The sequence below is a fragment of the Kribbella sp. NPDC004875 genome, assembly GCF_042873375.1.
In the GTDB taxonomy this organism is placed as follows: Bacteria; Actinomycetota; Actinomycetes; order Propionibacteriales; family Kribbellaceae; genus Kribbella.
The window spans coordinates 281,018-307,924 of sequence record NZ_JBIALI010000008.1 but is presented as its reverse complement, the minus strand read 5'-3'; the positions used below and the strand labels follow the sequence as shown (position 1 = coordinate 307,924).

Here is a 26,907-nt window from a genome sequence, read left to right as displayed (position 1 = left end):
ACGCCTCCGGCGCGGCGGGTCATGGGGCCGTAACTCCCGGCCTTCCCTCGTCGCTCCAGTCGCTGCGCTGCCTCCGCTCCTCAGTCCAGGCCGGGAGGCCCCATGACCGACGAGTTGTGGTTCCGCACTCCGGCACCGGACTGGTTCGAGGCGTTGCCGCTGGGCAACGGGCACCTCGGCGCGAAGGTGTACGGCCGGGTCGCCGACGAGCGGATCGCGCTCAACCTCGACGACGTCTGGTCGGGTGACGGTCCGCGTCAGCTGACCGTGCCAGATGGTCCGGCGGTGCTGGCCGACGTACGCCGGTTGCTGCTGACGGACCGGGATCAGCTGGCGGCGACCGACCGGACCCGGGCGTTGCAGGGGCCGCTGGTCGAGTCGTACCAACCGCTGGCGGATCTGGTGATCCGGTCGGCGGGTACGGCGACGGCGTACCGTCGCGGGCTCGACCTGACGACCGGCATCGCCGGTGTGGAATACACAGTGGACGGCACCCGGTTCCGGCGCGAGACCTTCGTGTCCGCGCCGGACCAGGTGCTGGTGTGGACGATCACTGCCGACCGGCCCGGTGCGATCGACCTCGATCTCGGGCTGGAGAGTCAGCACCCGATCAGCACAGAAGTTGCCGATGGCATCTATGGGGTCGTCGGGCACGCACCGTCCGGCCTGACGATCGAGTACCGGGAGAGTCCGGATCCGATTCGGTACGAACAGGGACACGGCATCGGCTTCGGTGTCGCGCTCCGAGCGGTCGCCGACGGCGGGTCGGTCACGACGTCCGCCGCCGGTGTCGCGGTCCGCGGGGCTTCGCGGGTCACCGTGACGCTGGCGGCGGCGAGCACCTTCGCCGGGTGGTCCGTGCCGCCCGGCCGGGACCCGCTGGTGGCGCTCGGCGAGGCGGTCGCGATCCTGGATGCGGTTGCCGTGGACAAGCTTCGTGAGCGGCACATCGAGGACCACGCCTCGTTGTACGGGCGCGCCACGCTCGAACTCGGCGTACCCGTGGATCTTCCGACCGGCGAGCGGATCAAGGCGGTCGCTGCCGGTGGCAACGATCCGGATCTCGTCGCGCTGGCGTTCAACCTCGGTCGCTATCTGTTGATCGCGTCCTCCCGCTCGGGGACGCAGGCGGCCAACCTGCAGGGCATCTGGAACCAGGACCGCCGGCCGATGTGGGCCAGCGACTGGACGAACAACATCAATACCCAGATGAACTACTGGCTCGCCGACCTGACCGGGTTGAGCGAATGCTTCGAACCGCTGACCGACCTGCTCGAGGGCCTGGCCGAGTCGGGCACCGAGACGGCACGGATCCTGTACGACGCACCGGGCTGGGTCTCGCACCACAACTCGGACCTCTGGATGGCGACGTGGCCGGTCGGTGACGGCGGCGACGATCCGGTGTGGTCGATGTGTGCGACGTGTGGGGTGTGGCTGACGGCGCATCTGATGGAGCACTACCGCTTCACGCTGGACGCGGATTTCCTGCGGGAGCGGGCCTATCCGGTGATCGTGGGTGCGGCCGAGTTCGTGCTGGCGATGCTGGTGGCGGACGAGGACGGCGTCCTGCAGTTCATCCCGTCAACCGCGCCGGAGCATCACTTCGTACTACCTTCCGGCGAGGAGGCATCGGTCGATCTCACGTCGACGTACGACATCTGGTTGATCCGCGAGCTGTTCGCGAACCTGGCGGAGGCCGAGCGGGTGTTGGGGCTCTCGTCGTCGCTGGCCGAGCGTACGGCGGCAGCTCGGCTGCCGGAGATTCGCGTGACCTCGGACGGGCGGCTGCACGAGTGGCCGACGGACTGGGAGCCGTCCGAGATTCACCATCGTCACCAGTCGCATCTGTACGGTCTGTACCCGGGCGCGGAGATCGACCCGTTCCGTACGCCGGAGTTGGCCGCGGCTGCTCGTCGATCGCTGGAAGTGCGCACCGACGGCGCCGTGAACGGCGGGTGGACTGCCGCGTGGTTGGTCGCGTTGTGGGCGCGGCTGTTCGAGCCTTCGCGCGCGGTCGCGGTGATCCAGGACTACCTGAGCCGGCTGGTGTCGGACAACCTGATGTCGCGCGACGGCGACATCTTCCAGATCGACGCGAACTTCGGGATCACCGGGTGCATCCCGGAGCTGCTCCTCCAAAGCCACACTGACGTGATCCGGGTGCTCCCCGCGCTGCCGGCGGAATGGCCGGCCGGCTCGTTCCGCGGGTTGCGGGCCCGTGGCGGGCTGGAGTTCGACGTGTCCTGGCGTGACGGTGTCGTGACGGAGGCCGCCGTACGGGCGTCGGTCGCGGGGACGTACCGGATCGCGCTGCCGTCCGGGGAGCGGACCGTCGAGCTCACGCCCGGCCGGCAACTGGACCTGGTTAGGCCTGCCTAACCAAAGTTGTTGTAGGGTCAACCTCCGTGAAGAAGCTGATCGGGATCGTCGTCTCGGCCGCCGTCCTGGCGCTGGCCGGGTGTGGTGGCGGAGACGCCAAGAGCGCGGACACCGGAGTGGGGGACAAGGAGGTCGCGACCGGCGGGCGGCTGTTCTCCACCGCCGACACGGCGACCGCGAAACTCGGCTCGGACGCCGCCGCGGGCGCGTTCCCGCGGACCGTGAAGCACGCGCTCGGCGAGACCAAGCTGGAGAAGAAGCCGTCCCGGGTGGTCGTGCTGGACAGCGGCGAGCTGGACGACGTGCTCGCGCTCGGCATCACGCCGGTCGGGATGGCGACGACCGCGGGACAGAGCGGCGTGCCGTCGTACCTCGCGGACAAGGCGCAGGGGATCAAGACCGTCGGCGGGATCAGTGAGCTGAACCTCGAGGCGATCGCGGCGCTGAAGCCGGACCTGATCCTCGGCAGCAAGCTGCGTGCCAACGACCTGTACGACAAGCTCAGCGCGATCGCGCCGACGGTGTTCAGCATCCGGCCCGGGTTCCCGTGGAAGGAGAACTTCCTGCTGGTCGCGGACTCGGTGGGCGAGGAGGACAAGGCCACCGGGCTGCTGAACGACTACCAGAAGCGCGCCGACGAGGTGAAGTCGAAGGTCCAGGGATCGCCGACGATCTCGCTGGTCCGGTTCCGTCCGGGCGAGATCCGGCTGTACGGCAACCTGTCCTTCATCGGCGTGATCCTGAAGGACATCGGGCTGCCGCGGCCGAAGGTCCAGGACGTCCAGGACCTCGCCGTCGAGGTCTCGCAGGAGAACATCGGCCAGGCTGTCGGCGACTGGATCTTCTACTCCAGCTACGGCAAGCCGGACACCACCGACGAGAACAAGGTCGTCAACGGCAACCTGTGGAAGACGCTGCCCGCTGTGAAGGCCGGCAAGTCCGCCCGCGTGGACGACGAGGTCTGGTTCCTCGGACTCGGGCCGATCGGCGCGATGGCGGTGCTCGACGACCTGGAGAAGCTGCTCACGGCCAAGGGCTAGAGGTCGGCCACCGGGAGCAGCCCGCGCTCGGCGAAGACCTTCTTGGCGACCGTGATGGCGTTGATCGCGCGCGGGAAACCGGCGTACCCCGCGGTGTGGATGAAGGTCTCGACGATCTCCTGTGGCGTCAGGCCGACGTTGAGGGAGGTCCGGACGTGTACTTCGAGTTCGGGTTCGCAGCCGCCGAGGGTGGCGAGGATGCCGAGGGTGACGAGCTGGCGTTGCCTCGGTTCGAGGGCCGGGCGGGAGTACAGGTCGCCGAAGCCGAAGGCCACGATGTGGTGGGCGAGGGCCGGGGCGATGTCGGCGAGGCCGGCCATCACGGCCGGCGCGCCGCCGCCGTCGATGCTCGACAGGACCTCGTGCCCGCGCCGGTAGCGGGCCTGTTCTTCGGGGCTGTTGATATCGGGAGCCGTCATGCCCCGAGGCTAGCCAGCGATCAGCCAGTGATCAGTCTGCGACCCGGCCGCGGTTGGTGACGGGGACGTGCGGGGCGTGCTGCGTGACGGCGGTGACGAGGTCGTCGTACGGAAGGGTGCGGCCGAGGACCTCGTGGGTGCCGGGCCACGGACAGGACGGGCCCCAGGCCTTGGTACTGCGGGGCAGCGCCTCCTCGTCGAGCAGCATCACCACCAGACGCGGCTCCCACGTCTCCTCGCCCTCGCCGTTGACCGCCTGGCGCTCCAGCCGGCAGACACCGCGGATCTCGCCCCAGGGGATCGTGCGCGGTTGCTCGCCGCCCAGATAGATCCCGTCGTCGTCGACAGTCAGCAGTACGTCGTCAGTGTCCTCCTCACGCCGCTCCTCGAGTGCCGTGATCGCCCCGACCAGGAGCAGGATCGGCAACCCGACGGCGAAGATCAGCGGCGTACCGCCCCAGGCCAGCCAGACCGCTTCGAGCGGTTGCCGGATCGATGCGCCGCGCACTGTCTGAACGATCACGATGCCGAGCGTGAGCGCCACCATCAGCGCGAAGATCACCGTGCCGAGCGCGAGTGCGGTCCTCGTCGTGCCGAGGCCGTGGCGCTTGACGACGAAGGGCTCGGTGATCCGCGCGGACGCCATACCCGCATTGTGGTTGGTGTCCACCGAAGGCACCAGCCCTCTCACGCCATCCTCATCATTCCGGTCCGGCCCGGTCGTCCGTACGGATGAAATCACCGAACCCGACCCGGCATGGACTTTGGTCCGAGCCCGGTGTCCGCAACAATCGCTGCATGCCGGACCGCCAGACCGCTGTCGCCACCCGTAGAGCCGCGCCGTCGCGGACGGATTCGCGACGCCGCAAGAAGGGCGGTGCGTGGCGGCGCGGGCGGGTGATCGCGGTGCTGGCGATCCTGTCGGTGCTGCCGCTGATCTTCCATCGTCACGTTCCGAACTCGGTCGGCAACCTGGGCAGCCTGCTGGACACGTTCCTGCCCTGGGTCGGTCTCGCGGTGCCGGTCCTCGGCATCGCAGCGCTGGTACGGCGGTCCGCGATCGCCGGCGTCGCGCTGCTGGTCCCGTTGCTGGTCTGGGGCCTGATGTTCGGCGACCTCCTGATCCCGGGCAAGGGCGGCGGTGGCGCGTACGACCTGCGGGTGCTGACCCACAACGTCGACGCCGCCAACCCGGACCCGAAGGCCACCGCGCAGGACCTGCTCGCCGCGAACGCGGATGTGATGGCGCTGGAGGAACTCACCACCGGCGATCTGAAGATCTACAAGACCGCCTTCGCGAAGAAGTACCCGTACGAGGTGTCCCGCGACACGGTCGCTCTGTGGTCGAAGTACCCGGTGGTGGAGACGAAGTCGGTCGACGTCGGGTTCAAGTGGACCCGGGCGCTGCGCGCCGAGGTCAGTACGCCGGAAGGCAAGGTGGCCGTGTACGTCGCGCATCTCGCCTCGGTCCGGGTCGGCACCAGCGGCTTCACCTCGGACCAGCGCAACGACACGATCAAGGCGCTCGGCCGGCAGATCGCGGACGAGCGGCTGGCCGGCGTGATCGTGATGGGCGACTTCAACGGGACGGCGAACGACCGCAGTCTCGCCCCGCTGACCGCCGGCCTCCGGTCGGCGCAGGGCGCGGCCGGCACCGGGTTCGGGTTCACCTGGCCGGCGAAGTTCCCGATGGCTCGGATCGACCACATCCTGGTGCGCGGCGTCACCCCGACGAAGGCGTGGGTGATGAGCCCGACCGGCAGCGACCATCGCCCGGTCGTCGCCGAGCTACGGATCTGACGCGATCCCCTTGCGGTAGGCGTACCGGACCGCCTCCGCGCGGTGCCGGGCGCCGATCTTCGCGAACGTGTTGTTGATGTGCGTCTTGACGGTCGCCTCCCCGATGAACAGCTGCTCGGCGATCTCCTGGTTGCTCAGTCCGCGCGCGATCAGGCGCAGTACCTCGGTCTCCCGGGCGGTCAGGCCGGCGGTCTCCTGCTCGGGCGTGGTCAGACCCGCCACCAGCCGTCTTGACACCTCGAGATCGAACGTTGACTGCCCGGCCGCGGTGGACCGCAGCGCAGCGCCGATCTCGGCGCGGCCGGCGTCCTTGGTGAGGTAACCGCGGGCCCCGGCACGGAGCGCGTTCGCGATCGAGGCGTCGTCGGCGTACGTCGTCAGCACCAGCACCGCGACCTCGGGGAAGTCGGCGGTGATCTTCGCGGTCGCCTGGGTGCCGTCGAGGACCGGCATCCGCAGGTCCATCAGGACGACATCCACGTTGCCCCGGGCCACCAGGTCGACGGCCTCGACACCGTTCGCGGCCGCGCCGGTGACCTGGACGCCGTCGATCAGTTCGAGCAGCGCGACCAGTCCCTCGCGGACGACCTGCTGGTCGTCCGCCACGATCACCCGGATCGCTTCACTCATCACGCACCTCCGCCACCACCAGCCAGTCGTCCCCGTCCGGCCCGGCCGTCAATGTCCCGTCGACGAGAGCCAGTCGCTCCCGCATCCCGGCCAGCCCGAACCCGGCTCCATCGGTCACACCCTTGTTCCGGACCGACACTCGTACTCCGTTCTGATATGCCAACTGCATCTCCACTGCCTGACCGGGCGCGTGCTTGGCCGCATTGGTCAGCGCCTCTCGCGCTGCGCCGAGTAGCGCGACTGTGACACCGGACTCGAGCTTCACGGCCGCACCGGTGACGGTCAGCCGGACAGGCGTGCTGTGGTCCGTCTCGTGCTGCTCCGCGAGCGCAGCGATCGCCTCGGGCAAGTCCGGCACCACATCCGCCCGCAGCGCGGCGACGGCGTTCCGCGCCTCCGCCAGACCCTGTACGGCGAGTTTGCGCGAACGGCGTACCCGCTCGAGCGCACCTGCCTTGTCAGCACGCTCCTCCAGCAGCGCCTCGGCTACTTCGAGCTGAACGCTCAGTGCGCCCAGCGAGTGCGCCAGTACGTCGTGGAGGTCGCGCGCGATCCGGCCACGCTCTTCCAGCGCCGCGGCTCGGGCATGCTCGCTTTGCGCCAGTCTGGTCTGCTCCAGCAACTGCTCGGTCTGCCGCGCCTGCACCTCGTACTGCCGCCGGTTCAACCCGAAAGCAACCAGGACTGCGGTCCACAACAGCTGGGTGAAGTACCAGGTGTCGGACTGGTCGAACAGCCAGGCTGACACCGCATAAGCAGCTGCCACGCACACGCCGGCCGCGATGATCGGCCGATTGCCGTGCCGCCGGAGGTCCAGGACGGCGACATCGGTGATCGCGACCAGCACCAGCACCAATGCGTTCGACTGCGGGTACCCGGCGATCACCGCGCTGCCGGTCGCGACGGCCGTGAGCAGCACCAGCGCGAGGTACGGGCGCTCCGCCATCAGTACCGACCCAATGGCGAAGACCACGAACCCGGTGCACAGCGCGACCCACACCCAGGCGTCGGCCGGCCGGGCGGTCGCCAGGACCGCGACCGCCACACCAGCCGTCAGCACCCGGCCGACCCAACCGCTCTCTCCGTGCGGCCGGGAGGGGAGAACCGCCGCCAGCCTCGTCAGCAGGCTCACTGGGTGCTGTACTCCTCTGCGTCGCGATGCGCCTTGCTCTGGATGATCAGTGACTGCGTCAACAGGTTCGCACCCATCGAGACCAGCAGTGCGCCGCCGCCGGAGACCGAGGCCCCGAGCAGGTGGCCGACGCCGGCCAGTCCGAGCCGGACGACCAGGTAGGCCACCATGATGCCGAGTCCGGGCATCCCGAGCCGGAAGAACACCTTCCCGGCGCGCCGCTCGACCTGGGCGACCCGGCCGGAGGCGACCCCGGCGACCAGGGCGAGCGCGGCGCCGATCACCAGCAGGGTCACGTCGACCACGCCGAGGCCGGTGTGCCGGTCGTACAGCTGGTAGACCCCGACGCCGATCAGCACGACCGGGCCGCGCCAGACGTCGGTGTCGGAGTTCTCCAGCTCGGACCAGGACAGCCGCCGGGCGAGGACCACGACCACGACGGCGATCACGACGAGTGCGTTGGGTACGGTTCCGAAGCTCATGTCACGGACGGTAGGTCCGGCGCACCCTCGGTGAGGACCGACCACGGGTGGAGATCGGGGTGGAGACGGGGCGTCCGCCGGGTCGCCGCTCGTCTGGTTGAAAGTAGGAGTAACGTTCCTGACCGGTAACAACACGACCTGTCACAGTGATCGGGCGATCCGGAGGGCGCATGCTTCCGCAAGAATCCATCCTCAGACTGGATGCGACGGCGATCGACTACATCATCATCGCCTTGTACTTCGTCTTCGTCCTCGGCATCGGGTACCTGGCCAGACGAGCGGTGTCGAGCAGCCTGGACTTCTTCCTGTCCGGCCGGTCGCTGCCGGCCTGGGTCACCGGGCTGGCGTTCATCTCGGCCAACCTCGGCGCGATCGAGATCATGGGCATGTCGGCGAACGGCGCGCAGTACGGCATGCCGACCGTGCACTACTTCTGGATCGGCGCGATCCCGGCGATGCTGTTCCTCGGCGTCGTGATGATGCCGTTCTACTACGGCTCCAAGGTCCGCAGCGTGCCGGAATTCATGCTGCGCCGGTTCGGGAAGCCCGCGCACCTGGTGAACGCGGTCAGCTTCGCGCTCGCCCAGGTGCTGATCGCCGGCGTGAACCTGTTCCTGCTGGCCACCATCGTGAACGTGCTGCTCGGCTGGCCGATCTGGGTGTCGGTGATCGTCGCCGCGGCCATCGTGCTCAGCTACATCACGCTCGGCGGCCTGTCCGCGGCCATCTACAACGAGGTGCTGCAGTTCTTCGTGATCGTCGCCGCGCTGCTGCCGCTGACCCTGGTCGGCCTGCACAAGGTCGGCGGCTGGCAGGGCCTGGTCGACAAGGTGACCGCGTCGCCGGGCGGCGGCGAGCAGATGTCGGCCTGGCCGGGCAACGCGCTGAGCGGCTTCAACAACAGCTTCCTGTCGGTGATCGGTCTGGTCTTCGGTCTCGGTTTCGTGCTCTCGTTCGGGTACTGGACGACGAACTTCGTCGAGGTCCAGCGGGCGATGGCGTCGAAGAACATGTCCGCGGCCCGGCGGACGCCGATCATCGGGTCGTTCCCGAAGATGTTCATCCCGTTCATCGTGATCATCCCGGGCATCATCGCCGCGGTCGTCGTACCGGAGCTGGCGCAGTTCAAGGCCAACGGGACCGGTGAGGTCGACTACAACGACGCGCTGCTGCTGCTGATGCGCGACCTGCTGCCGAACGGCATGCTGGGCCTGGCGATCACCGGTCTGCTGGCGTCGTTCATGGCCGGTATGGCGGCGAACCTGAGCTCGTTCAACACGGTCATGTCGTACGACGTCATCGAGCGGTACATCATCAAGGACCGGCCGGACGACTTCTACCTGCGGACCGGGCGCTGGGTGACCGTGGCCGGCACGCTGATCGCGATCGGCACCGCGGCGATCGCGTCCGGCTACAGCAACCTGATGGACTACCTGCAGCAGCTGTTCTCGTTCTTCAACGCACCGCTGTTCGCCACGTTCATCCTCGGTATGTTCTGGAAGCGGATGACCGCGACGGCCGGCTGGATCGGCCTGGTCAGCGGTACGGCGACCGCGATTCTGGTCTTCATCCTGTCCGAGAACGGCGCCATCAACCTGCCGGGTCAGGGCGCGAGCTTCGTCGGCGCCGGCGCCGCGTTCGTGGTCGACATCCTGGTGAGTGTGCTGGTCAGCCTGGTGACGATCCCGAAACGGGACACCGAGCTGGTCGGGTTGGTGTGGTCGCTGACGCCGAAGGAGCAGCGCACCGAGGTGGCCGTCGCCGGCGACGGGGGCTGGTACCGCAAACCGGTGCTGCTGGCCGGGATCTCGCTGGCGCTGACCGTCGTCCTCAACATCATCTTCGGCTGAGGGAGTATTCGAGATGGCAGAGAACAAGAAGGCCGGAGCGTTCGACATCCGGATCGTGATCGCGGCCCTGGTCGGCATCTACGGCCTGGTGCTGACGATCCTCGGCATCGTCGAGAAGCAGGCCGAGATCGACAAGGCCGCCGGGATCAACATCAACCTCTGGGGCGGCATCGGGATGCTGGTGTTCGCCGCCCTGTTCGTCGCGTGGACCCGGCTGCGCCCGATCGCCGTCCCCGCCGAGGACGAGCAGTAACCCAGACCGTGCACACTTCGTTGTGGGACCAATAGACATAGGGACCGCCGGCCACGCCCTACTGGTCCCACAACGAAGGACGTCGCATGGTCAGACCGGGAATGCTTTCCAGACGGGCCTTCCTGGCTCGGGTCGGCATCCTGGGCGCGGCGGCCGGGGGCGGTGGGTTCCTTGCGCGCAGCCTGCTCGCCCCCGTCGGCGCCGCCACCAAGCCGGTGCCGACGCCCGCGGTGGACGTCGTCCGGCCGCTGCTCGCCGAGCTCGCGCGGGACACGCTGAACGGGCTCACGGTGTTCGCGATGCCCGGCCCGGACGCGTACTCGCGGACCCAGGGCACGCCGAGTTCGACGCCCGGCGCGATCGAGGCCGGCGCGACCGACCTCATCATCAACTCGCTCGACAACTTCGTCCCGTTCCCGGACGAGCTCGCCCAGCCGATCGGGGCCGCCCTGGTGACCGGCCTCGCCGACTCGGGGATCGAGCTGCCCGGTCTCGACGTGCCCCCGGTCCGCCTGCGCGCGCTCGACGGGGCGCTCGCGGCGTACCTGCGCGGTGCCGAAGCGCTGCCGCTGTCGTTCCCGATCGCCGGCCTGCTGAACCTGATGGCGACCCAGGTGAACCCGCTCGCGGTGAACGGCCCGCACCTGTCGCCGTTCGCCCGGCTGTCGTACGCCGAGAAGGCGCGCGCGTTCGAACTCATCGAGCGGACCGACGCCGACCTGGTCGCGCTGCTCGAGGTGCAGTTCCCGAAGCCGCTGAAGGAGCCGGTGTCCGGGCTGCTCAGGTTCGTCGGCGGCGCGTTGATCGAGTTCGCCACGTTCGGTGCGTACGGCGAGTCGGCGGTCTACGACCAGGTCTCGCGAACGGCCGGGGGCCGGGACGACTTCATCGGCTACTACCAGGGCCGTCGGAAGGTGCGTGACTGGACCGCCGGGGTTCTAGGCATGTCCGTCTGACGAACATCGGCGTCCGGTCGGGTCCTCCCGTCCGGGCGCCGGCGTTCGTAGTCTCGAAGTACCCGATCAGGAGGAACTCCGAGATGACGATCACCTCTGACAAGCCCGAGCTCTCGACGCTCGCGCAGCAGTACGCCGAGGACGGCTTCGTCCTGGTGAAAGGCCTGCTCAGCAAGGAAGAAGCGGCGTACTACCGGCAGCGCAGCCACGACCTGCTGGCGCGGCTGAACCGCTCCGACGACCCGACCTGGGGCGCCGCCCGGGGCATGACCGAGGCGCCGACCAAGCTGCAGCACCTGCACGACGCGCAGTTCTACGACGCCGCGTTCTCGAAGCTGCTGGTGGACCCGCGGTTCACCGACGTGGCCGCCGCGGTGATGGGTGTCGAGGACGTCCAGCTGCACCACACCAAGCTGTTCGTGAAGCCGCCGGAGAACGGTTCGCCGTTCCCGCTGCACCAGGACCACCCGTTCTTCCCGCACACCTACCACCGGGTCGGCGCGGCGATCTTCCACTTCGACGACGCGCCCGAGGAGAAGGGCTGCGTGCGGGTCATCCCGGGCAGCCACAAGGAGGGGCCGCGCGAGCACAGCCCGGAGGGCTCGTACCACCTGCTCGAGCCGTCCTTCGACGCGGCGACCCCGCAGCCGGCCGAGGCCGGTGACGTGCTGTTCTTCACCTACCTGACGGTGCACGGGTCGGGCGTGAACGTCAGCGACGAGGCGCGGACGACCTGGCTGATCCAGTACCGCGACCCGTCGGACCCGCCGACGGTGAAGACGCACGAGTGGTCGCTCGGCCAGGGCATGATGCTGCGAGGAGTCGACCCCACCGGCAGGAGCGCTGTTTGAGCCTGGAGTCCGTCGCCACGGCGGATCGGTTCGTCGACCTCGCGGGACTGCTCGAGTCCTGCGAGGTCGACGGCTTCCACGCGGACTTCCTCAGCTGGGGGCACTACCGGCCGGAGTACTGGCGGAACTACTGGCACACCCACTCCTTCCACGAGGTCTGCCTCGCGTACTCGGGCGAGGGCCGTTTCAACAACGGTTCCGTGCAGTACGACGTCGTACCGGGGTCGGTGTTCCTCGCGCGGCCGGGGGACATCCACGAGATCGAGTCCAGCGAGACGTCTCCGCTGGGCATCGCTTTCTGGGGCTTCACCTTCCGCCCGGGCGGCTCGCCCGCGCCTGACGAGCTGGGCTGGTGGTCCGGTCTCACGCGGAGCAGCGGACCGGTTCTGTCCGACCGGGTCGGCTCGCTGCCCGCACTGATCAGCGCACTCGCAGCCGAAGCCGCGGCGCCGGTCTCGGGCTACACCACGACCCTCGCGGCGCTCGGCGGCACACTCGTCGTCGAAACGGCGCGTGCGTTCGCCCTCGACGACGACCTCGCGGTGGACCCGGTACGCCGGGACCGCGGTCCGGTGGTGGTCGAGGCGATGCAGCGTCACCTGCGCGACAACCTCTCCCGGCCGATCACCGTCAGGGACGTCGCGGCCGTCGTACACCTGTCGGAACGGCACGCGGAGCGACTGTTCACGCAGCAGACCGGGGCGTCGATCATGTCGACGCTGTGGCGCCTGCGTCTCGAGCTGGCCGCACAGTTGCTCCTGGATCACACGCTCTCCGTCACCGAGGTGGCACGAGCTTGCGGGTACTCCGACGTACGCCCGTTCTCGACCGCCTTCAAACGCAAGTACGGCCGAACCCCAGGCGACCACCGCCGCACCGGCGGCACCGAGTTCCTCTAGTGACGGGCAGTGGTAGTCTTGACGTATGCGAGTGAGCCTGCTCCTTAGTTAGCCGTACTGGCATCCAGGCGCCGAGCGCCGGTCAGTACGGCGACCCCTCCTGTGTGAGGGGCTTTTTTATGTCCAGGGAGTGCCGTCTGGCACATTTAGGCTCAACCAAAGACACGAAGTATGGAGTAGGACCGTGAGCGAGCAGGTGGAGGACACCCCCATCGACCGGGGTGGCTACGACTTCAACGCCATGCAGGCCAAGTGGCGTCCGGTGTGGGAGAAGCTGGACCCCTTCAAGGCCAAGGACGACGGCTCGGCCGAGCGGCGCTACGCGCTCACGATGTTCTCCTACCCCTCCGGCGACCTGCACATGGGCCACGCCGAGGTGTTCGCGCTGCACGACGTCCTGGCCCGCTACTGGTTCCAGCAGGGGTACGACGTCCTGAACCCGATCGGCTGGGACTCGTTCGGGCTGCCGGCCGAGAACGCCGCGATCAAGCGCAACGAGCACCCGGCGACGTTCACCTACGCCAACATCGAGACGCAGGCGGAGTCGATCCGCCGGTACGCGATCAGCTTCGACTGGTCCCGTCGCCTGCACACGTCGGACCCGGAGTACTACCGGTGGACGCAGTGGCTGTTCCTGCGGCTGTACGAGCGCGGTCTGGCGTACCGCAAGGCGTCGTACGTGAACTGGTGCCCGCACGACCAGACCGTGCTGGCGAACGAGCAGGTGATCCAGGGCCGCTGTGAGCGCTGCGGCCACGAGGTCACCAAGCGCGAGCTGACGCAGTGGTACTTCAAGACCACGGAGTACGCCCAGCGGCTGCTGGACGACATGGAACTGCTGCAGTGGCCCGAAGAGATCCTGCTGATGCAGCGCAACTGGATCGGCCGCTCCGAGGGTGCGTTCGCGGACTTCCAGGTGGAGGGTCGCGAGGAGCCGATCCGGGTCTTCACCACCCGTCCGGACACGCTGTTCGGCGCCACCTTCATGGTGGTCGCGCCGGACGCGAAGCTGGCCGCCGAGCTGGTCACGCCGGAGCAACAGGCCGCCTTCGACGAGTACCTGACGAAGGTGAAGGCGACCACCGAGATCGAGCGGCAGAGCACCGAGCGGGAGAAGACCGGTGTCTTCCTGGGCTCGTACGCCGTCAACCCGGTGACCGGGCAGCGGATCCCGATCTGGGCCGCCGACTACGTGCTGGCCGACTACGGCACCGGCGCGATCATGGCGGTCCCCGGCCAGGACACCCGGGACTGGGAGTTCGCGGAGAAGTTCGGCCTGCCGATCGTCCGCACCGTGCAGCCGACGCCGGACTTCGACGGCAAGGCGTTCACCGGTGACGGACCGGCGATCAACAGCGCCAACGACGAGATCAGCCTGGACGGGCTGGACGTCGCCGAGGCGAAGTCGCGGATCATCGACTGGCTGCAGGACAAGGGCCTGGGCGAGCGGACGATCAACTACCGGCTGCGCGACTGGCTGCTGAGCCGTCAGCGCTACTGGGGCTGCCCGATCCCGATCATCCACTGCCCGTCGTGTGGCGAGGTGCCGGTCCCGGACGACCAGCTGCCGATGGAGCTGCCGGACCTGCGCGGCGCCGACCTGCAGCCGAAGGGTGTCTCGCCGCTGGCGGCCGCCCGCGAGTGGGTCGAGGTCGACTGCCCGAAGTGCGGCGGCAAGGCCGAGCGGGACACCGACACGATGGACACCTTCGTGGACTCGTCCTGGTACTTCCTGCGCTACCTGTCGCCGGAGTACACCGACGGCCCGTTCGACCGGGAGACCGCGGACCGCTGGATGTCGGTGTACCAGTACGTCGGCGGCAAGGAGCACGCCGTACTGCACCTGCTGTACGCGCGGTTCTTCGTCAAGGCGCTGCACGACATGGGCCTGCTGAACGCGGTCGAGCCGTTCACCCGGCTGCTGAACCAGGGTCAGGTCATCAACCAGGGCAAGGCGATGAGCAAGTCCCTGGGCAACGGCGTGAACCTGGGCGACCAGATCGACGAGTACGGCGTGGACGCGGTCCGGCTGACCATGGTCTTCGCCGGTCCGCCCGCGGACGACATCGACTGGGCCGACATGTCGCCGGGTGGTTCGCTGAAGTTCCTGCAGCGCGCGTGGCGGCTGGCCGGAGCGGTCGAGGCGCCGGTCGGCGCGGACCCGGCCGCCGGTGACGTCGAGCTGCGCAAGCTGACCCACCGGACGGTGGCCGACGCGGCCGAGCTGATCGACTCGCACCGGTTCAACGTCATGGTCGCCCGGATCATGGAGCTGGTGAACGCCACCCGGAAGGCGATCGACTCCGGTCCCGGCGCGGCCGACCCGGCGGTCCGGGAAGCGGTCGAGACGGTGGCGATCCTGCTGAGCCTGGTCGCGCCGTACACGGCCGAGGAGATGTGGGAGGAGCTGGGCCACCAGCCGACCGTCGCCAAGGCCGGCTGGCCGAAGGTCGACGCGGCGCTGCTGGTGCAGGAGACCGTGACGTGTGTGGTCCAGGTGGCCGGCAAGGTGAAGGACCGGCTGGAGGTCTCGCCGGACATCTCCGACGCCGACCTGGAGAAGCTGGCGCTGTCGTCCGAGGCGATCGAGAAGGCGCTGGACGGCCGCGGTACCCGGAAGGTGATCGTCCGGGCGCCCAAGCTGGTCAACATCGTCCCCGCCTGATGGACTCGGTCCTCCTCGATATTCATACCGGTGCCCGTGAGGTCGTCCTCGACCTCACGGGCCGGTGCGAGCAGTTCGTCTCGGGGCGTGGCGACGGTCTGCTGCACGTGTTCGTGCCGCATGCGACCGCCGGTATCGCGGTCCTGGAGACCGGTGCCGGCAGCGACGACGATCTGCTCAGCGTGCTCGAGGACCTGCTGCCCAGGGACTTCGGCTGGCGGCACCGGCACGGTTCGCCCGGCCACGGCCGGGACCACGTGCTGCCGGCGCTGGTTCCGCCGTTCGCGACGGTGCCGGTCCTGGGTGGCCGGTTGACGCTCGGCACCTGGCAATCGATCTGCCTGGTCGACACCAATCGCGACAATCCCGACCGGCATGTCAGATTGTCGTTCCTGGCCGGTTAGCGGACTACCGGGTAACTGTCGCCGAGCGTTTCTTGGTGACTTATCGTGATGTTGCCGACTGCGTTACGTTCGCGAAACACGACTCCGCTTGAATTGCCACATGGCTGCCCTGGACACGCTCCGCGACGTCACCGTTGAGCTCCTGGTTCGTGCGACCCGGGGGATTTCCGACGGCAGCCTGCTGAATGCCGATTCCGGCCGCGCGGACACCCGGGCCCGGATCGACGACTGGCACGGAGTCCTTTCTCTGTACGCCGTCGACAATGAATCCCGCTCGGTTCGCGCAACTGCTTGAAACGCGCATTTCTGATCTCGCAGCATTTCCCTCGAGCCGGAAAACCATTGCCGTGGCCGGCGAATTGTGTGACCCAGGCCGCATCCCGCGCGCCGGATCGGCGCGGCACGGACACGCTCGTCACGCTATGTTGTGACAGGAACGTGGGGCCTCCAGAGGGGTGACGGGCAGTGTCGGACACGGATGGGCGGGCCGGCGGCCGGCGAGGTTTCGCCGACCTGTTGCTCGACTTGAGGGTCCAGGCCGGCCTGTCCCAGGAAGAGCTGGCGGATCGCGCCGGGCTCAGCGTCCGGTCGATCCGGGAGATGGAGGCCGGGCGGGTCGCGCGGCCGCGGAAGGACTCCGTCCGGCTGCTCGCGTCCGCGCTCGGGCTGCGGGACGGCGACACCGAGCACTTCCTCGCGACCGCGGGCCACGGCTCCGCGCGTCCGGTCGTGCGTACGGTTGCCGCCGCGCCGGAGGTCGTCTCGGTCGCGGACCCCGCGCCGACCGGTCTGCGCTGGCGAGGCACCCGGCCGATCCCGGACGGCCTGGTCGGCCGCGAGCAGGAACTGTTCGAGCTCGAAGGGCTGCTCCGGCAGAACCGGCTCGTCACGCTTGTCGGTCCCGGTGGCGTCGGCAAGACCGAGCTGGCTCTGGCCGCGGCGGACCGGTTCTCCGGCGCCGACACGACCGTCGTGGTCGTCGACCTCACCACGGTGCAGCGCGACGCCGCCGTACCGTCGGCCATCCTCGACGCCTTCGGCACCGCACCGGGTACGTCGGACCTCGACGCCGTACTGTCCGGTCGGCGACCCGGTGATCTGGTCATCGTCGAGGACAACGCCGAGCATGTGCTCGACGGGGTGGCGACGGTGGCGAACCGGATGGTCCGGAGCTTCCCGGGCGTCGGCGTGCTGGTCACGTCGCGGATCCCGCTGGGTCTGCCGGACGAAGTGGTACGTCGAGTGCAGGTGCTCGGCGTACCGGCGAACGACGAGAACTTCGAGGAGATCGCGGCGAGCCCGGCGGTCGAGATGTTCACCCGGCGCGTGGCGCGGGTCCGCCCGGGTTTCGCGCTGACGCCCGAGAACGCGCCCACCGTCGCCCGGCTGTGCCGTCGGCTGGACGGTCTGCCGCTCGCTCTGGAGCTGGCGGCCGCGCGGGCCGGGTCGCTGACGGTGGACGCGATCCTGGCCGCGCTGGACGACCGGTTCCGGTTGCTGTCCGGGCCGCGGCGGTTCGGCGCACCGCATCAGCGGACGCTGGCCGACACGATCACGTGGAGCGTCGACGCGCTGTCGGACGCGGCGCGGCAGTTGCTGTACCGCGCATCGGTGCTCGGCTCGCCGTTCACGCTCGAAGCGGTGGCCGGAGTCTGCACAGGTACGCCGATCGACGAGATCGACGTACCGATGCTGCTCGCCGAGCTGGTGGAGAAGTCACTGCTGCAGCCGGTGCACGAGTTCGAGCAGCTGTACGGCGCGCGGTACAAGCTGCTGGAGACGATCCGGGAGCACGCGTACGCCGGTCTGTCGTCGCAGGGGGACGATCTGACCGAGTTCCGGGATCGAGCGGTCGCGTGGTGCTCGACGTACGTCTCGGGGCTCGAAGGCGCGTGGTCGTCGCCGGACCGCGACCGGCGGTACCGGGCGGCGCATGCGAACTCGGCGCTCTTCGAGGTCGCGCTGGAGCGGGCGGCCGAGCTGGGGGAGTGGGACATCGCGTCGCGGATCGTTCTGGGGTTCCGGATCGCCTGGCAATACCAGGCGAGCGTGGCCGAGAGCGGGATCCGTTGGGCGACGTTGTGCGCCGCGAACGTGGCGAACAAGGAGACCAGCGGCCGGCTGCTCGCCATCGCGGGGCGGCTGTCCAGTCTGACCGGTGACATCCGCGGTGCGCGTCGCCACTACGAAGAAGCGCGCACGCTGATCCCGGGAGAGACCGAGATGGGCCTGGTCGCGCGTGGCGGCTGGGTCTCCTCAGGGTCGCACTTGCTCGACACCCAGAGCCTGGCCGAGGTGCCGGCTCTGGTGGAGGATGCGCGCAAGCATGGCGACGTACAGCGGTCTGCGACGGTGCAGGCGACCTGCGGGCTCGCTCTGCTGCGGTGGGGCCGGTTGGTGGAGGCAAAGGAGCTCCTGCTCGCCTGGGAGGCCGCGCTGGTCAATCCGGGCGTCTACCCGGACGAGATCGCGTACATGGCACTCAGCCGCGTCGACCTTGAGCTGGGCAACCTCGCCGGCGCACGTCATTGGGCGTTGCTCGCCCGCGACAGTCAGGCATCGGACGACCCGGAGCGGACCAAGGTGGCCGGCTGTCTGGCGATGGTCGAATACCACGACGGCCGGTACGAAGAAGCTCGGACACTGCTCGACCAGGCCGACGCGGACATCCGCGGTCACCGCGGGTACTTCGACTACCTGGTGATGCTGTACCGGTCCCGGCTGGCTCGGGCTGCTGGTGAGGTCGAGCAGGCCCGCACAGCGGTGCTGGACGCGCTGAACCGGCTGCTGCTCGAGGGGCGGGTCGTATACCTGCTCGAAGTACTGCCGGAGGCCGTGGCGGTGCTGCATGCGCTGGGTCGCTCCGAGGCGGGCGACCGGCTGTGCGGTGAGCTGCTGGCGTGGCAACAGTCGATGGACCCGCCGATGCTGCCGACCGCGTGGGCGGTGCTGCAGGAGTCCTGCGCGAGCGCCTCGGTCGCCGACGGGTGGCCCGAGCCGGATCCGGCGGCCGCGGTGCAGCGGCTGGCCAACGACGTCCTCACCGCGCTTTCGTGACGCAGGTCCGCTGAAGCTGCCGGGTAACTGCCGGTTGTTCTGCCTCGTCCGGACATACGCGCCGGACGAAGAATTACAGCCGTAGGGCAGGTTCCACGAAGCAGAGCCCGGCACCGGGCGGCAGCGGCAGCGAAAGGAGCGGTGACCATGAAGAGGCCATGGCACACCGTCGACCTGCCGGCGAGCGCGGTGGCGGCGACGCGGAGGGCATCCGGCGGCTGGTTGGTGGGGGCGCCGAGCGGCTGCCGAGAGCTCCGGAGTGCTGTGCAGTGCGGAGCTGTCCTGCCTGAACCGGACGCGGTGCGCCGTCAGGGCACTGCTTCCGGGGCGGGGTCCCAGCACAGGGTCAGGCACACGACACAGGGGACGAGTGTCACGACCCGGCTGGCGCCGATCAACCGGTGGGTTTGGTCACTCACCGGCGGTCCGGCCGCTGGGACCTCCCGGGACCTCGTCGAGCTCGCGGTCAGGCCGGTTCCCACGGAACCGGATACGGGGAGTAGCTCGCCGAGGACCCACCTACTTCAGCTGACAGCCAGGGGGAGTCAGCGGGACTAGGTCGTGTCTGGCAATTCCCCGCCTACTGCGCGGCACTCGGCGCGGAATTGCCAGACACGACCTAGCCGGGTCACTGGCGCACGAGGGGACGCCACTGGCCTGGCCGAGGTCCGAAGCGAGGTGAAGGTCCCGGGAGGGGTGGCCTTCACCTCGCTGACTTTGTCGACGGTGTTTCAGAAGCCACCGCGCGGCGCCCCCCTCCCACCGCCCCCGCCGCGCGGTCCTCCTTCACGGGGCGAGCAGTTGGCGCGCGTCGCCGTACCCGACGACCCAGGTCGGTTGGAGACGGCAGTAGACGATGTCGGGGCCCCAGGTCGACGGCGAGTTGCCGTAATGACCCACCATGTACTCCTCGATCTCCGCGAAGTCCGGGTGCTCGGGCGCGAGGAACTCGACCTGCCCATGGGTGAACACGCCGATCCGCTCGCCGTCGACGTACGCCGCGCTCGCCGCCGGTCGCGCTCTCAGGTGCCGCGCCTTCGCCGCCGATCCCGACGTGGTGAACACCCATCTCGCGTGCAGGAAGTGGCCGTCGACCGCGCTGATCCGCGGCTCGCCGTGCGCGGTGACCGTCGCCAGTGTCAGCGTGCACATCCCGGTCAGGACCTGGACCAGCACCTCGGCGCTGAGCTGCCGCTGGTCCTTGATGATGCTGCGCAGATGCGAGGTCGTCCGCGGATAGACGGCGTCCATGAGCGCCTGCAACTCGGTGACTTCCGCTGCTGTTTCCCTCATCTTCAGCACTCTGGCACCGAGCGCCGACATATGACTGTCCGGTAACCTCGCTGCATGTCAGCCCGCGTGCAGGTCGTCACCGACTCCACGGCCGGTCTGTCCACGCACGAGGTGCTCCGCCACCCGCTGACCGTCGTGCCGCTGCAGGTCGTGATCGGCGGAACGTCGTACGACGACGGCGCCACGTCGGCCGATGCGGTCGCGGAGGCGCTGAAGACATTCACCCCGGTCTCGACCAGCCGGCCCGCGCCGCAGACGTTCGCCGACACGTACGCCGCCTGCGCCGCGGGCGGGGCGGAAGCGGTGGTCTCGATCCACCTCTCCGGCGACATGTCGGGCACGTTCGAGGCCGCGATGATCGGCGCCAAGGAGTCCCCGATCCCGGTTCGCGTGGTCGACTCACGGTCCCTCGGAATGGGCCTGGGCTTCCCGGTGCTCGCGGCGGCGACCGCGGCCGCCGCCGGTGCCGACGCGGCCGGCGTCGAGGCCGCCGCCCGGGCCCGGATGAAGTCCACCTCGGCGTACTTCTACGTCGACACCCTCGAGTACCTCCGCCGCGGCGGCCGCATCGGCGCCGCCCAGGCCCTCCTCGGTACGGCGCTCGCGGTCAAACCACTGCTGACGATCAGCGGCGGCCGGATCGTCCCGCTCGAGAAGGTCCGCACTTCGAGCCGGGCGATCGCCCGACTGGCCGACATCGCGGTCCAGCGGGCCGGTGACACCGCTGTCCAGTTGGCCGTCCATCACCTGGCCAACCTGGAGAAGGCCCAGATCCTCGCCGACGACCTGTCCAACCGCCTGCCCGCGGCCGACGAGATCGTCCTCCGCGAGGTCGGCGCCGTCATCGGTGCCCATGTCGGTCCCGGTTTGCTGGCCGTCGTGGTCAGCCCGCGGTAGGTAGTTCTCCACAGATTTCGATTCGCCGGTTCGCGAGGCCCGCGGACTCGTACCTTCTCCGGGCGTGAAGGTTCTCCGTCGCGACCCCGACCCCAGCCCCGATGACGCCCGGGCACGTGCTCTGTCCCGCCTCGGCGTGCGGCCGGGCCCGCCTGCCGCCGACGACTACCTTCACGCCCGACATCAGGAGGACGAACTGGAGGAGCGTGATGAACAGGTGCGAGGCGGATGGATTCCCGAACAGGTCCGGCCCGAGCGACTACGCGACGCGCGCTGGACCATCACCCCACGACATGTCGTCGTTCTCGTCGTCATCCTGGCAGCCGGTCTCACCTGGGCCGGCTGGTCCTTGTTCCGAGCCCGCCCTGAAACCCTGCCCGACACCCGCCCGAGCATCGCGATCACCGGCTCACCCGTCAACCCTCAGGAGGGCAACTCACCTGAACCCGGCCAGACCGCGGGCGCCAACCAATCACCTGGTGGCCCGTCGGGCACCAACCAGTCGCCTGGTGCCGCCGCCACTCCGGGTCAAGCGCTCGTCGTCGTGCACGTCGCCGGCAAGGTGCGTCACCCCGGCCTGATCCGCGCTCCCGCAGGCTCGCGCGTCGCCGACGTACTGACTCTCGCAGGCGGCGCACTCCGCGGCGTCGACCTGACCACGCTCAACCTCGCCCGCCAGGTCACCGACGGCGAACAAATCCTCGTCGGCCAACCCAACCAACCCCCACCCAGCAACCCGTCAGCCGCGACCTCATCCACGCCATCCGCAGCCGCGAACGTCTCCGTCAACCTCAACACCGCGACCCTCGACCAGTTGGACGCCCTCCCCGGAGTCGGTCCCGTCCTGGCCCAACGAATCCTCGACTTCCGCACCCAGAACGGCCCCTTCACCACTGTCGATCAACTCCAGGAGGTCCCCGGCGTAGGCCCCAAGAAGTTCGACTCCCTCAAACCCCATGTCCACCTCTGACCCCGAATCACCCGCTCTGGATGGGGCTGCCGTGCGGGGTTTGGATGCTCGGCTGCTCGTTCCGGCTGCTGCTGGGTGGCAGGCTGCGGTGCTGCTGATCGGACGACCGCCACTGGCCGGAATACTCGTCGGAACGCTCGCGCTGGCTGCGGCAATCACCCTCGGACTGCTCGTCCGACGGCGGCACCTCCCGCAAAGCCTCGGGTGGACCACAACAGGAGTTCTGGTGGTCGTCGGCGGCCTGGCTCTCGCCGCCGGCCTGCAAGCAGCGACCCTTCGCGCCGGTCCAGTGCACGACCTGGCAGATGACTCGGCCACCGTCACCGTCCGCCTGAAGATCGACAGCGATCCATCCGTCCGTCAGAGCACCACGAGCCGCCGCCCGCCGTATGTCGTGCTCAAAGCAACCATCGAGGAGATCCGCACCCGAGCTGGCTCCGACCACCTGCGGACCCTTCGAGTCCGCACCCCAGTCCTCGTCGTAGGGAGCACCAAATGGCAGACGATCAGGTACGGCGAACACGTCGACGCGACCGGCAGACTCGAAGCCGTCGACAACGGATCCGACGTAGCCGCGATGCTCTCGACCCGATCACCGCCTCGGGTCGTCGACGCGCCACCGTGGTGGCTACGAGCAGCGGAGAAAGTACGCGCCGGGCTGCGCGACGCGGTAGCCGGCGAGCCGGAGGACGTCCGTGGGCTCGTGCCTGCCCTCGTGATGGGCGACGTCTCCCGGGTGTCACCCGACCTGGACGCCGACTTCCGCACAACCGGGCTCACCCACCTGTCCGCTGTCTCCGGCACCAACCTGACGCTGCTGCTCGCCTTCCTCCTCCCACTGGCCCGGGTGTCGGGCGTGCGAGCGCGCGGGCTGACCGTGGTCGGCGTGCTGACGGTCGTCGTGTTCATCGTCCTTGCGAGACCACAACCGAGCGTTCTCCGCGCGGCCGCCATGGGACTGATCGCCCTCGCGGCGATGACTGGCGGGGGAGCACAGCGCCGCGCGGTACGGAGTCTCTCGGCGGCCGTGATCGTGCTGCTTCTGCTGGACACGTCGCTCGCGCGCTCGGCCGGGTTCGCGCTGTCGGTGCTCGCGACCGCCGGCATCGTCCTACTCGGGCCGGGATGGCGGGAAGCGCTGGCGAAGTGGCTGCCCAGGTGGTTGGCGGAGGCGATCTCGTGTCCGCTCGCCGCGCAGATTGCGTGTACGCCGGTCGTCGCGTGGCTTTCCGGTCAGGTCTCGCTGGTGGCCGTCGCGGCCAACCTGCTGGCGGGCCCTGCAGTCGGGCCGACGACGATCATCGGATTCGTCGCGGCCGCGGTCGCCTTGATCAGCAGCGGAGCAGCGCACCTCGTCGGCTGGGCAGCCGGCTGGCCGGCACGCTGGATCATCCTGGTCGCCGAGCAGGGCGCCGACCTACCGGGTGCCGCGAGCACCTGGCCGGCGACCGTCGTCGGCATCGTGGTCCTGACCCTGCTCTGCGCCGCACTCGTTCTCGGCCTGCACCGGATCCTCGCCCGGCCGATCGCGATGGTCCTCGCGGTGGTCGTGCTGGCCGTCGTGATTCTGCGGCCGGTCGGCCGCTTGGGCTGGCCACCGGACGACTGGCTCTTCGTGGTCTGCGACGTCGGGCAAGGAGACGGCCTGGTCCTGCGAGCCGGCGAGGGTACGGCGGTAGTCGTCGACACAGGCCCGGACCCGGCGCCGATGGACCGCTGTCTGAAGGACCTCGGCGTCAAGCACGTCCCGGTCGTCGTGCTCAGCCATTTCCACGCCGACCACGTCGGTGGCCTGGCCGGAGTGCTGGACGGTCGCCGGGTCGACGAGATCGAGGTGACGCCGTACTTCTCGCCACGAGCCGAGTACGACCGGGTGACGGACCTCGCGGCTCACCATCAGGTTCCGGTCCGGACGGTCGCGTTCCGAGAGACGCGAACGGTCGGCGCGGTGACCTGGACAACGCTTTGGCCCGCCAAGGTCCCGGCGCTGCCACCACCCGGTACGTCGTCCGCGACCTCGTCCGACGAGGGCTCGCCGGAGAACAACGCCAGCATCGCGATGATGGTCGAGCTCGCCGGTCTCCGGATCCTGCTCACCGGCGATCTCGAACCCGAGTCGCAGCGAGCCGTCCTCGCCACCGGCGCCGACCTGCGCGCCGACGTACTGAAGGTCCCGCACCACGGGTCGGCGCAGCAGGACCCCGGCTTCATCGCGGCGACCAACGCGCGGCTGGCCTTGATCTCGGCCGGTCGCGACAACGACTACGGCCACCCGGCCCCGAGAACCCTGGAGCTGCTGTCCCACGACGCGATCCGTACTGCCACTACCAACGTCAGCGGCCCGCTCGTCGTCACCAACGAGCGCAACCACCTGGCGCTCACCACCGACCCGTCACCGTGACGAGGCGAACCGCACGACCTCGGCCGGGACCGTGTTCTCGGGCTGATCACCGAGCGACCACGCGGCGACCCGCGAGACCACATGAGCCGGAATGCCGGCGGCGACGCCCTCGACAGCGGGTGCGTCGTAGGTGCCGTGCGCGTCGTACGGGAGGACGACGCGGTAGCCCCGTGCGAGGGCAGTCTTCGCTGTCGCGTGCACGCACATCTCCGACATCACACCGCAGATCGCCAGCGACCGCACGCCCGCCGACACCAGGACCTCGCCGAGTGGAGTCGCGTCGAAACCGTCGTCCCGAGGCTTCCGGATCACGTGCTCACGCGGCCCGGGCTTCACGGGCAGGTACAGCTCCCAGCCCGGTGTCTCCGGCTCGTCGTCCGCGGCGGGAGGGCCGTCGTTCTGCAGGTGTACGACCACCGCGCCCGCCTCCCGCGCTCGGTCCAGCAGGAGACCGACCCGGTCCAGAAGCTGAGCCGCGCCCGGAACCGCGTCGGTGCCCGCGACGAAGGCAGTCTGCATGTCCACCACGATCAGTGCGTCGGTCGGCGCAGGGGATGACGTCATGGCGCCATCCTCGCGGGTTTGCCGAGGGCCCGCACCGGGATTGTCCGTCCGGCGTGGGATGCTGACCGGGTGGCTGCTCGTAGGGGTTCTGCACCGAAGCTCGGTGACGTACTGCTGGTGACCGGATCCGAGTCGTTCCTCGCGGATCGAGCGGTGCGGTCGGCGATCGCGGCGGTGTCGAAGAACAGTTCCGAGGTCGAGGTGACCGACCTCGAAGCGGTCACGCTGGACGTCGGCGTCTTCGCGGAGCTGACCGGCCCGTCGCTGTTCGCGAGCGAGCGGGTCCTGGTGCTGCGCGCCCTGGAGAACCTCCCGAGCGAGATGGCCCCGCACCTGATCGAGTACGCCGGGTCCCCGGCCGACGACGTACTGGTCGTGCTGGTGCACTCGGGTGGGCAGAAGGGCAAGGGCGTCCTCGACAAGTTGCGGAAGGCATCGGTCAACGAGGTCGTCGCGACGGCGCCGAAGACGTGGGAGCTGCCGCAGTTCGTGGCCGGGGAGATCCGGCTGCACGGCGGGACCGTCGACGAAGGAGCGGCGTCCGCGCTGGTGGACGCGGTCGGTCACGATCTCCGGGCGCTGGCCGGCGCGTGCTCGCAGCTGGTGTCCGACTCCGGCGGTCAGGCGGTGACGACCGACCTGATCGGGCAGTACTTCGGTGGCCGCGCGGAGGTCACGAGTTTCGCGGTCGCGGACGCGGCGATCGCCGGCCGGACCGAGCCGGCGCTGGAGCAGCTGCGCTGGGCGCTGGACTGCGGCGTCGCACCGGTGCTGGTGACGAGCGCGATGGCGGGTGGGTTGCGCGGGCTGGCGAAGTACGCGAGTGCTTCGAGTGGGATGCGGGACGCGGACCTGGCGCGGGAGGTCGGGGTGCCACCGTGGAAGCTGAAGCAGCTCAAGCAGCAGGTCCGCGGCTGGACCCCGGGCGGACTGGCGACGGCGATCAAAGCAGTCGCCCAGGCCGACGCCGACGTCAAAGGCGCCTCAGGCGACGCCGGCTACGCCCTGGAACGCATGGTCCTCACCGTCACCCGAGCCCACGGCCGCCGCTAACCCCAGCCTCAAGCCCGATCCCCACCCCTCACGCCCGCCGCGCCACCGGAGCCCGGCCGCAGGCCCGCCCTTCGAGCCCGGCCGCCGGCTGACTGGCGCCGTTTGAAGGGTTGCCCATCGAGCTGGAGGGTTGCCCCGTGGAAATTCGAGGGGGCAACCCTCGGGATCAGCGGGCAGCCTTTCGGGTGAGGGCGCCGTGGATGTCAGGGTGCTCGGGCGAAGGCCACCCGGGTGACCCGGATGAGCTCGAGGCGTCAGCTCAGCGGCTGGCTCGCGGTCCAGCACCCGAAGTCCAGCCTCTCGAGTCCAGCTGCCAGCCCGGCTGTCGGCTCAGCGGCCAGCGGCGCGGTGCCCAGGACCTCGGTCCAGCACCTCGGCCCAGCACCTCGGCCCAGCAGCCCGGCCCAGCAGCCCGGCCCAGCACCTCGGTTGGCCGGCGGGGCCGGGGAACGGTGCATCGGCGGAGTGAACCGTTGCATTACGCAAGACGATCGGCCGCGTCCTGCGGACGGGCCGATCGTTGTGGGTCGCGTCAGAGACGCGCCCCAGGCGTCAGAGAGAGGCGGCCTTCTTGAAGAGGGCCGACTTCCGGTTGGCAGCCTGGTTGGCGTGGATGACGCCCTTGCTGACGGCCTTGTCGAGCAGGCGGCCGGCAGTACGCGCGGTCTCCTGAGCCTTGTCGGCCTCACCGGCCTCGACGGCCTCGTGGAAGCGACGAACCGCCGTCTTGAGGGTCGACTTCACCGACTTGTTGCGAAGTCGCGCAGCCTCGTTCTGGCGGTTGCGCTTGATCTGGGACTTGATGTTCGCCACGGAGCAGTGCCTCGATCAGGTTTGTACGGTCAATACAGGATGGTGTTGCGCGCACGGCTGAACACCACCCGTGGGCGCGCGAAGAGCCAGATTACCAAC

General features: G+C 69.3%; 24 protein-coding genes. 16 read left to right on the top strand and 8 right to left on the bottom strand.

What is annotated here, in order from left to right; translation table 11 throughout:
- The first annotated feature begins 102 nt into the window (after positions 1 to 102).
- Both ACFYRH_RS37525 and ACFYRH_RS37520 read left to right on the top strand, forming a co-directional pair.
- A complete protein-coding gene (locus tag ACFYRH_RS37525) occupies positions 103 to 2,379 on the top strand; it encodes a glycoside hydrolase N-terminal domain-containing protein (RefSeq protein ID WP_387785018.1) in 2,277 nt (758 codons plus the stop codon).
- A gap of 26 nt (positions 2,380 to 2,405) precedes the next feature.
- Complete coding sequence (locus tag ACFYRH_RS37520; RefSeq protein WP_387785016.1) at positions 2,406 to 3,419, top strand: ABC transporter substrate-binding protein; 1,014 nt, start codon at positions 2,406 to 2,408, stop codon at positions 3,417 to 3,419.
- On the opposite strand, the gene ACFYRH_RS37515 is transcribed toward ACFYRH_RS37520, so the two are convergent.
- Both ACFYRH_RS37515 and ACFYRH_RS37510 read right to left on the bottom strand, forming a co-directional pair.
- Entirely contained in the window at positions 3,416 to 3,838 is a 423-nt protein-coding gene (locus tag ACFYRH_RS37515; RefSeq protein WP_387785015.1) for a carboxymuconolactone decarboxylase family protein, read from the bottom strand. The two genes, ACFYRH_RS37520 and ACFYRH_RS37515, sit on opposite strands and share 4 nt — an antisense overlap.
- A 31-nt stretch (positions 3,839 to 3,869) precedes the next feature.
- On the bottom strand, positions 3,870 to 4,484 hold the full coding sequence (locus ACFYRH_RS37510; protein WP_387785013.1) for a hypothetical protein: 615 nt from the start codon (positions 4,482 to 4,484) through the stop codon (positions 3,870 to 3,872).
- A gap of 152 nt (positions 4,485 to 4,636) precedes the next feature.
- On the opposite strand from ACFYRH_RS37510, the gene ACFYRH_RS37505 reads away from it, so the two are divergent.
- Positions 4,637 to 5,638, top strand: coding sequence for an endonuclease/exonuclease/phosphatase family protein (locus ACFYRH_RS37505; RefSeq protein ID WP_387785011.1), 1,002 nt, complete (start codon positions 4,637 to 4,639; stop codon positions 5,636 to 5,638).
- Here ACFYRH_RS37505 and ACFYRH_RS37500 read toward each other — a convergent pair.
- From ACFYRH_RS37500 to ACFYRH_RS37490, 3 genes are read right to left on the bottom strand one after another with little or no spacing between them, the layout of a single operon-like run.
- Positions 5,627 to 6,268, bottom strand: coding sequence for a response regulator (locus ACFYRH_RS37500; RefSeq protein WP_387785009.1), 642 nt, complete (start codon positions 6,266 to 6,268; stop codon positions 5,627 to 5,629). The two genes, ACFYRH_RS37505 and ACFYRH_RS37500, sit on opposite strands and share 12 nt — an antisense overlap.
- Positions 6,261 to 7,400: a sensor histidine kinase gene (locus tag ACFYRH_RS37495; RefSeq protein WP_387785008.1), complete on the bottom strand. Its 1,140-nt coding sequence runs from the start codon at positions 7,398 to 7,400 to the stop codon at positions 6,261 to 6,263. Before ACFYRH_RS37495 ends, ACFYRH_RS37500 begins: the two co-directional genes overlap by 8 nt.
- Positions 7,397 to 7,882, bottom strand: coding sequence for a hypothetical protein (locus ACFYRH_RS37490; RefSeq protein ID WP_387785006.1), 486 nt, complete (start codon positions 7,880 to 7,882; stop codon positions 7,397 to 7,399). Before ACFYRH_RS37490 ends, ACFYRH_RS37495 begins: the two co-directional genes overlap by 4 nt.
- 170 nt (positions 7,883 to 8,052) lie before the next feature.
- On the opposite strand from ACFYRH_RS37490, the gene ACFYRH_RS37485 reads away from it, so the two are divergent.
- The 9 genes from ACFYRH_RS37485 (at position 8,053) to ACFYRH_RS37445 (ending at position 18,817) form a co-directional block, all read left to right on the top strand.
- Complete coding sequence (locus ACFYRH_RS37485; RefSeq protein WP_387785004.1) at positions 8,053 to 9,732, top strand: sodium:solute symporter family protein; 1,680 nt, start codon at positions 8,053 to 8,055, stop codon at positions 9,730 to 9,732.
- Positions 9,733 to 9,745: 13 nt separating this feature from the next.
- Complete coding sequence (locus ACFYRH_RS37480; protein ID WP_387785002.1) at positions 9,746 to 9,985, top strand: hypothetical protein; 240 nt, start codon at positions 9,746 to 9,748, stop codon at positions 9,983 to 9,985.
- A gap of 86 nt (positions 9,986 to 10,071) precedes the next feature.
- Positions 10,072 to 10,941, top strand: a complete 870-nt coding sequence (locus tag ACFYRH_RS37475; protein ID WP_387785001.1) for a hypothetical protein — start codon at positions 10,072 to 10,074, stop codon at positions 10,939 to 10,941.
- Between the two features lie 83 nt (positions 10,942 to 11,024).
- The gene (locus ACFYRH_RS37470) at positions 11,025 to 11,792 is read left to right on the top strand and encodes a phytanoyl-CoA dioxygenase family protein (protein WP_387784999.1); all 768 of its coding nucleotides are present in this window, start codon (positions 11,025 to 11,027) and stop codon (positions 11,790 to 11,792) included.
- Entirely contained in the window at positions 11,789 to 12,691 is a 903-nt protein-coding gene (locus ACFYRH_RS37465) for a helix-turn-helix domain-containing protein (protein ID WP_387784997.1), read from the top strand. Before ACFYRH_RS37470 ends, ACFYRH_RS37465 begins: the two co-directional genes overlap by 4 nt.
- Before the next feature lie 184 nt (positions 12,692 to 12,875).
- On the top strand, positions 12,876 to 15,356 hold the full coding sequence (gene leuS, locus ACFYRH_RS37460; protein WP_387784995.1) for a leucine--tRNA ligase: 2,481 nt from the start codon (positions 12,876 to 12,878) through the stop codon (positions 15,354 to 15,356).
- Positions 15,356 to 15,760, top strand: coding sequence for a YjbQ family protein (locus tag ACFYRH_RS37455; RefSeq protein WP_387784993.1), 405 nt, complete (start codon positions 15,356 to 15,358; stop codon positions 15,758 to 15,760). Before leuS ends, ACFYRH_RS37455 begins: the two co-directional genes overlap by 1 nt.
- A 100-nt stretch (positions 15,761 to 15,860) precedes the next feature.
- Positions 15,861 to 16,055 carry a hypothetical protein gene (locus tag ACFYRH_RS37450; RefSeq protein ID WP_387784991.1) on the top strand — a complete coding sequence of 65 codons (195 nt, stop codon included), beginning with the start codon at positions 15,861 to 15,863 and terminating at the stop codon, positions 16,053 to 16,055.
- Between the two features lie 170 nt (positions 16,056 to 16,225).
- Positions 16,226 to 18,817, top strand: coding sequence for an ATP-binding protein (locus ACFYRH_RS37445; RefSeq protein WP_387784989.1), 2,592 nt, complete (start codon positions 16,226 to 16,228; stop codon positions 18,815 to 18,817).
- A gap of 786 nt (positions 18,818 to 19,603) precedes the next feature.
- Here ACFYRH_RS37445 and ACFYRH_RS37440 read toward each other — a convergent pair.
- Positions 19,604 to 20,110, bottom strand: coding sequence for a pyridoxamine 5'-phosphate oxidase family protein (locus ACFYRH_RS37440; RefSeq protein ID WP_387784987.1), 507 nt, complete (start codon positions 20,108 to 20,110; stop codon positions 19,604 to 19,606).
- 54 nt (positions 20,111 to 20,164) lie between these two features.
- Here ACFYRH_RS37440 and ACFYRH_RS37435 point away from each other — a divergent pair, with 54 nt between their 5' ends.
- The 3 genes from ACFYRH_RS37435 (at position 20,165) to ACFYRH_RS37425 (ending at position 24,378) form a co-directional block, all read left to right on the top strand.
- Positions 20,165 to 21,007, top strand: a complete 843-nt coding sequence (locus ACFYRH_RS37435; protein ID WP_387784986.1) for a DegV family protein — start codon at positions 20,165 to 20,167, stop codon at positions 21,005 to 21,007.
- A gap of 64 nt (positions 21,008 to 21,071) precedes the next feature.
- The gene (locus tag ACFYRH_RS37430; RefSeq protein WP_387784985.1) at positions 21,072 to 21,977 is read left to right on the top strand and encodes a helix-hairpin-helix domain-containing protein; all 906 of its coding nucleotides are present in this window, start codon (positions 21,072 to 21,074) and stop codon (positions 21,975 to 21,977) included.
- Positions 21,978 to 22,008: 31 nt separating this feature from the next.
- Positions 22,009 to 24,378 (top strand): ComEC/Rec2 family competence protein, encoded by a 2,370-nt coding sequence (locus ACFYRH_RS37425; protein ID WP_387784984.1) that lies wholly within the window; start codon positions 22,009 to 22,011, stop codon positions 24,376 to 24,378.
- On the opposite strand, the gene ACFYRH_RS37420 is transcribed toward ACFYRH_RS37425, so the two are convergent.
- The gene (locus ACFYRH_RS37420) at positions 24,370 to 24,942 is read right to left on the bottom strand and encodes an isochorismatase family protein (protein ID WP_387784983.1); all 573 of its coding nucleotides are present in this window, start codon (positions 24,940 to 24,942) and stop codon (positions 24,370 to 24,372) included. The genes ACFYRH_RS37425 and ACFYRH_RS37420 overlap by 9 nt on opposite strands.
- 69 nt (positions 24,943 to 25,011) lie before the next feature.
- Here ACFYRH_RS37420 and holA point away from each other — a divergent pair, with 69 nt between their 5' ends.
- On the top strand, positions 25,012 to 25,995 hold the full coding sequence (holA, locus tag ACFYRH_RS37415; protein ID WP_387784981.1) for a DNA polymerase III subunit delta: 984 nt from the start codon (positions 25,012 to 25,014) through the stop codon (positions 25,993 to 25,995).
- Positions 25,996 to 26,547: 552 nt separating this feature from the next.
- Here holA and rpsT read toward each other — a convergent pair.
- Entirely contained in the window at positions 26,548 to 26,808 is a 261-nt protein-coding gene (gene rpsT / locus ACFYRH_RS37410; protein ID WP_387784979.1) for a 30S ribosomal protein S20, read from the bottom strand.
- Between the last annotated feature and the right edge of the window lie 99 nt (positions 26,809 to 26,907).

Excerpts from the sequence above, each read along its gene's own strand:
- ACFYRH_RS37525 (WP_387785018.1), top strand. The coding sequence starts at position 103 with ATGACCGACGAGTTGTGGTTCCGCACTCCGGCACCGGACTGGTTCGAG.
- ACFYRH_RS37515 (WP_387785015.1), bottom strand. The coding sequence starts at position 3,838 with ATGACGGCTCCCGATATCAACAGCCCCGAAGAACAGGCCCGCTACCGG.
- ACFYRH_RS37510 (WP_387785013.1), bottom strand. The coding sequence starts at position 4,484 with ATGGCGTCCGCGCGGATCACCGAGCCCTTCGTCGTCAAGCGCCACGGC.
- ACFYRH_RS37505 (WP_387785011.1), top strand. The coding sequence starts at position 4,637 with ATGCCGGACCGCCAGACCGCTGTCGCCACCCGTAGAGCCGCGCCGTCG.
- ACFYRH_RS37500 (WP_387785009.1), bottom strand. The coding sequence starts at position 6,268 with ATGAGTGAAGCGATCCGGGTGATCGTGGCGGACGACCAGCAGGTCGTC.
- ACFYRH_RS37490 (WP_387785006.1), bottom strand. The coding sequence starts at position 7,882 with ATGAGCTTCGGAACCGTACCCAACGCACTCGTCGTGATCGCCGTCGTG.
- ACFYRH_RS37485 (WP_387785004.1), top strand. The coding sequence starts at position 8,053 with ATGCTTCCGCAAGAATCCATCCTCAGACTGGATGCGACGGCGATCGAC.
- ACFYRH_RS37480 (WP_387785002.1), top strand. The coding sequence starts at position 9,746 with ATGGCAGAGAACAAGAAGGCCGGAGCGTTCGACATCCGGATCGTGATC.
- ACFYRH_RS37475 (WP_387785001.1), top strand. The coding sequence starts at position 10,072 with ATGGTCAGACCGGGAATGCTTTCCAGACGGGCCTTCCTGGCTCGGGTC.
- ACFYRH_RS37470 (WP_387784999.1), top strand. The coding sequence starts at position 11,025 with ATGACGATCACCTCTGACAAGCCCGAGCTCTCGACGCTCGCGCAGCAG.
- ACFYRH_RS37455 (WP_387784993.1), top strand. The coding sequence starts at position 15,356 with ATGGACTCGGTCCTCCTCGATATTCATACCGGTGCCCGTGAGGTCGTC.
- ACFYRH_RS37450 (WP_387784991.1), top strand. The coding sequence starts at position 15,861 with ATGGCTGCCCTGGACACGCTCCGCGACGTCACCGTTGAGCTCCTGGTT.
- ACFYRH_RS37440 (WP_387784987.1), bottom strand. The coding sequence starts at position 20,110 with ATGAGGGAAACAGCAGCGGAAGTCACCGAGTTGCAGGCGCTCATGGAC.
- ACFYRH_RS37435 (WP_387784986.1), top strand. The coding sequence starts at position 20,165 with ATGTCAGCCCGCGTGCAGGTCGTCACCGACTCCACGGCCGGTCTGTCC.
- ACFYRH_RS37420 (WP_387784983.1), bottom strand. The coding sequence starts at position 24,942 with ATGACGTCATCCCCTGCGCCGACCGACGCACTGATCGTGGTGGACATG.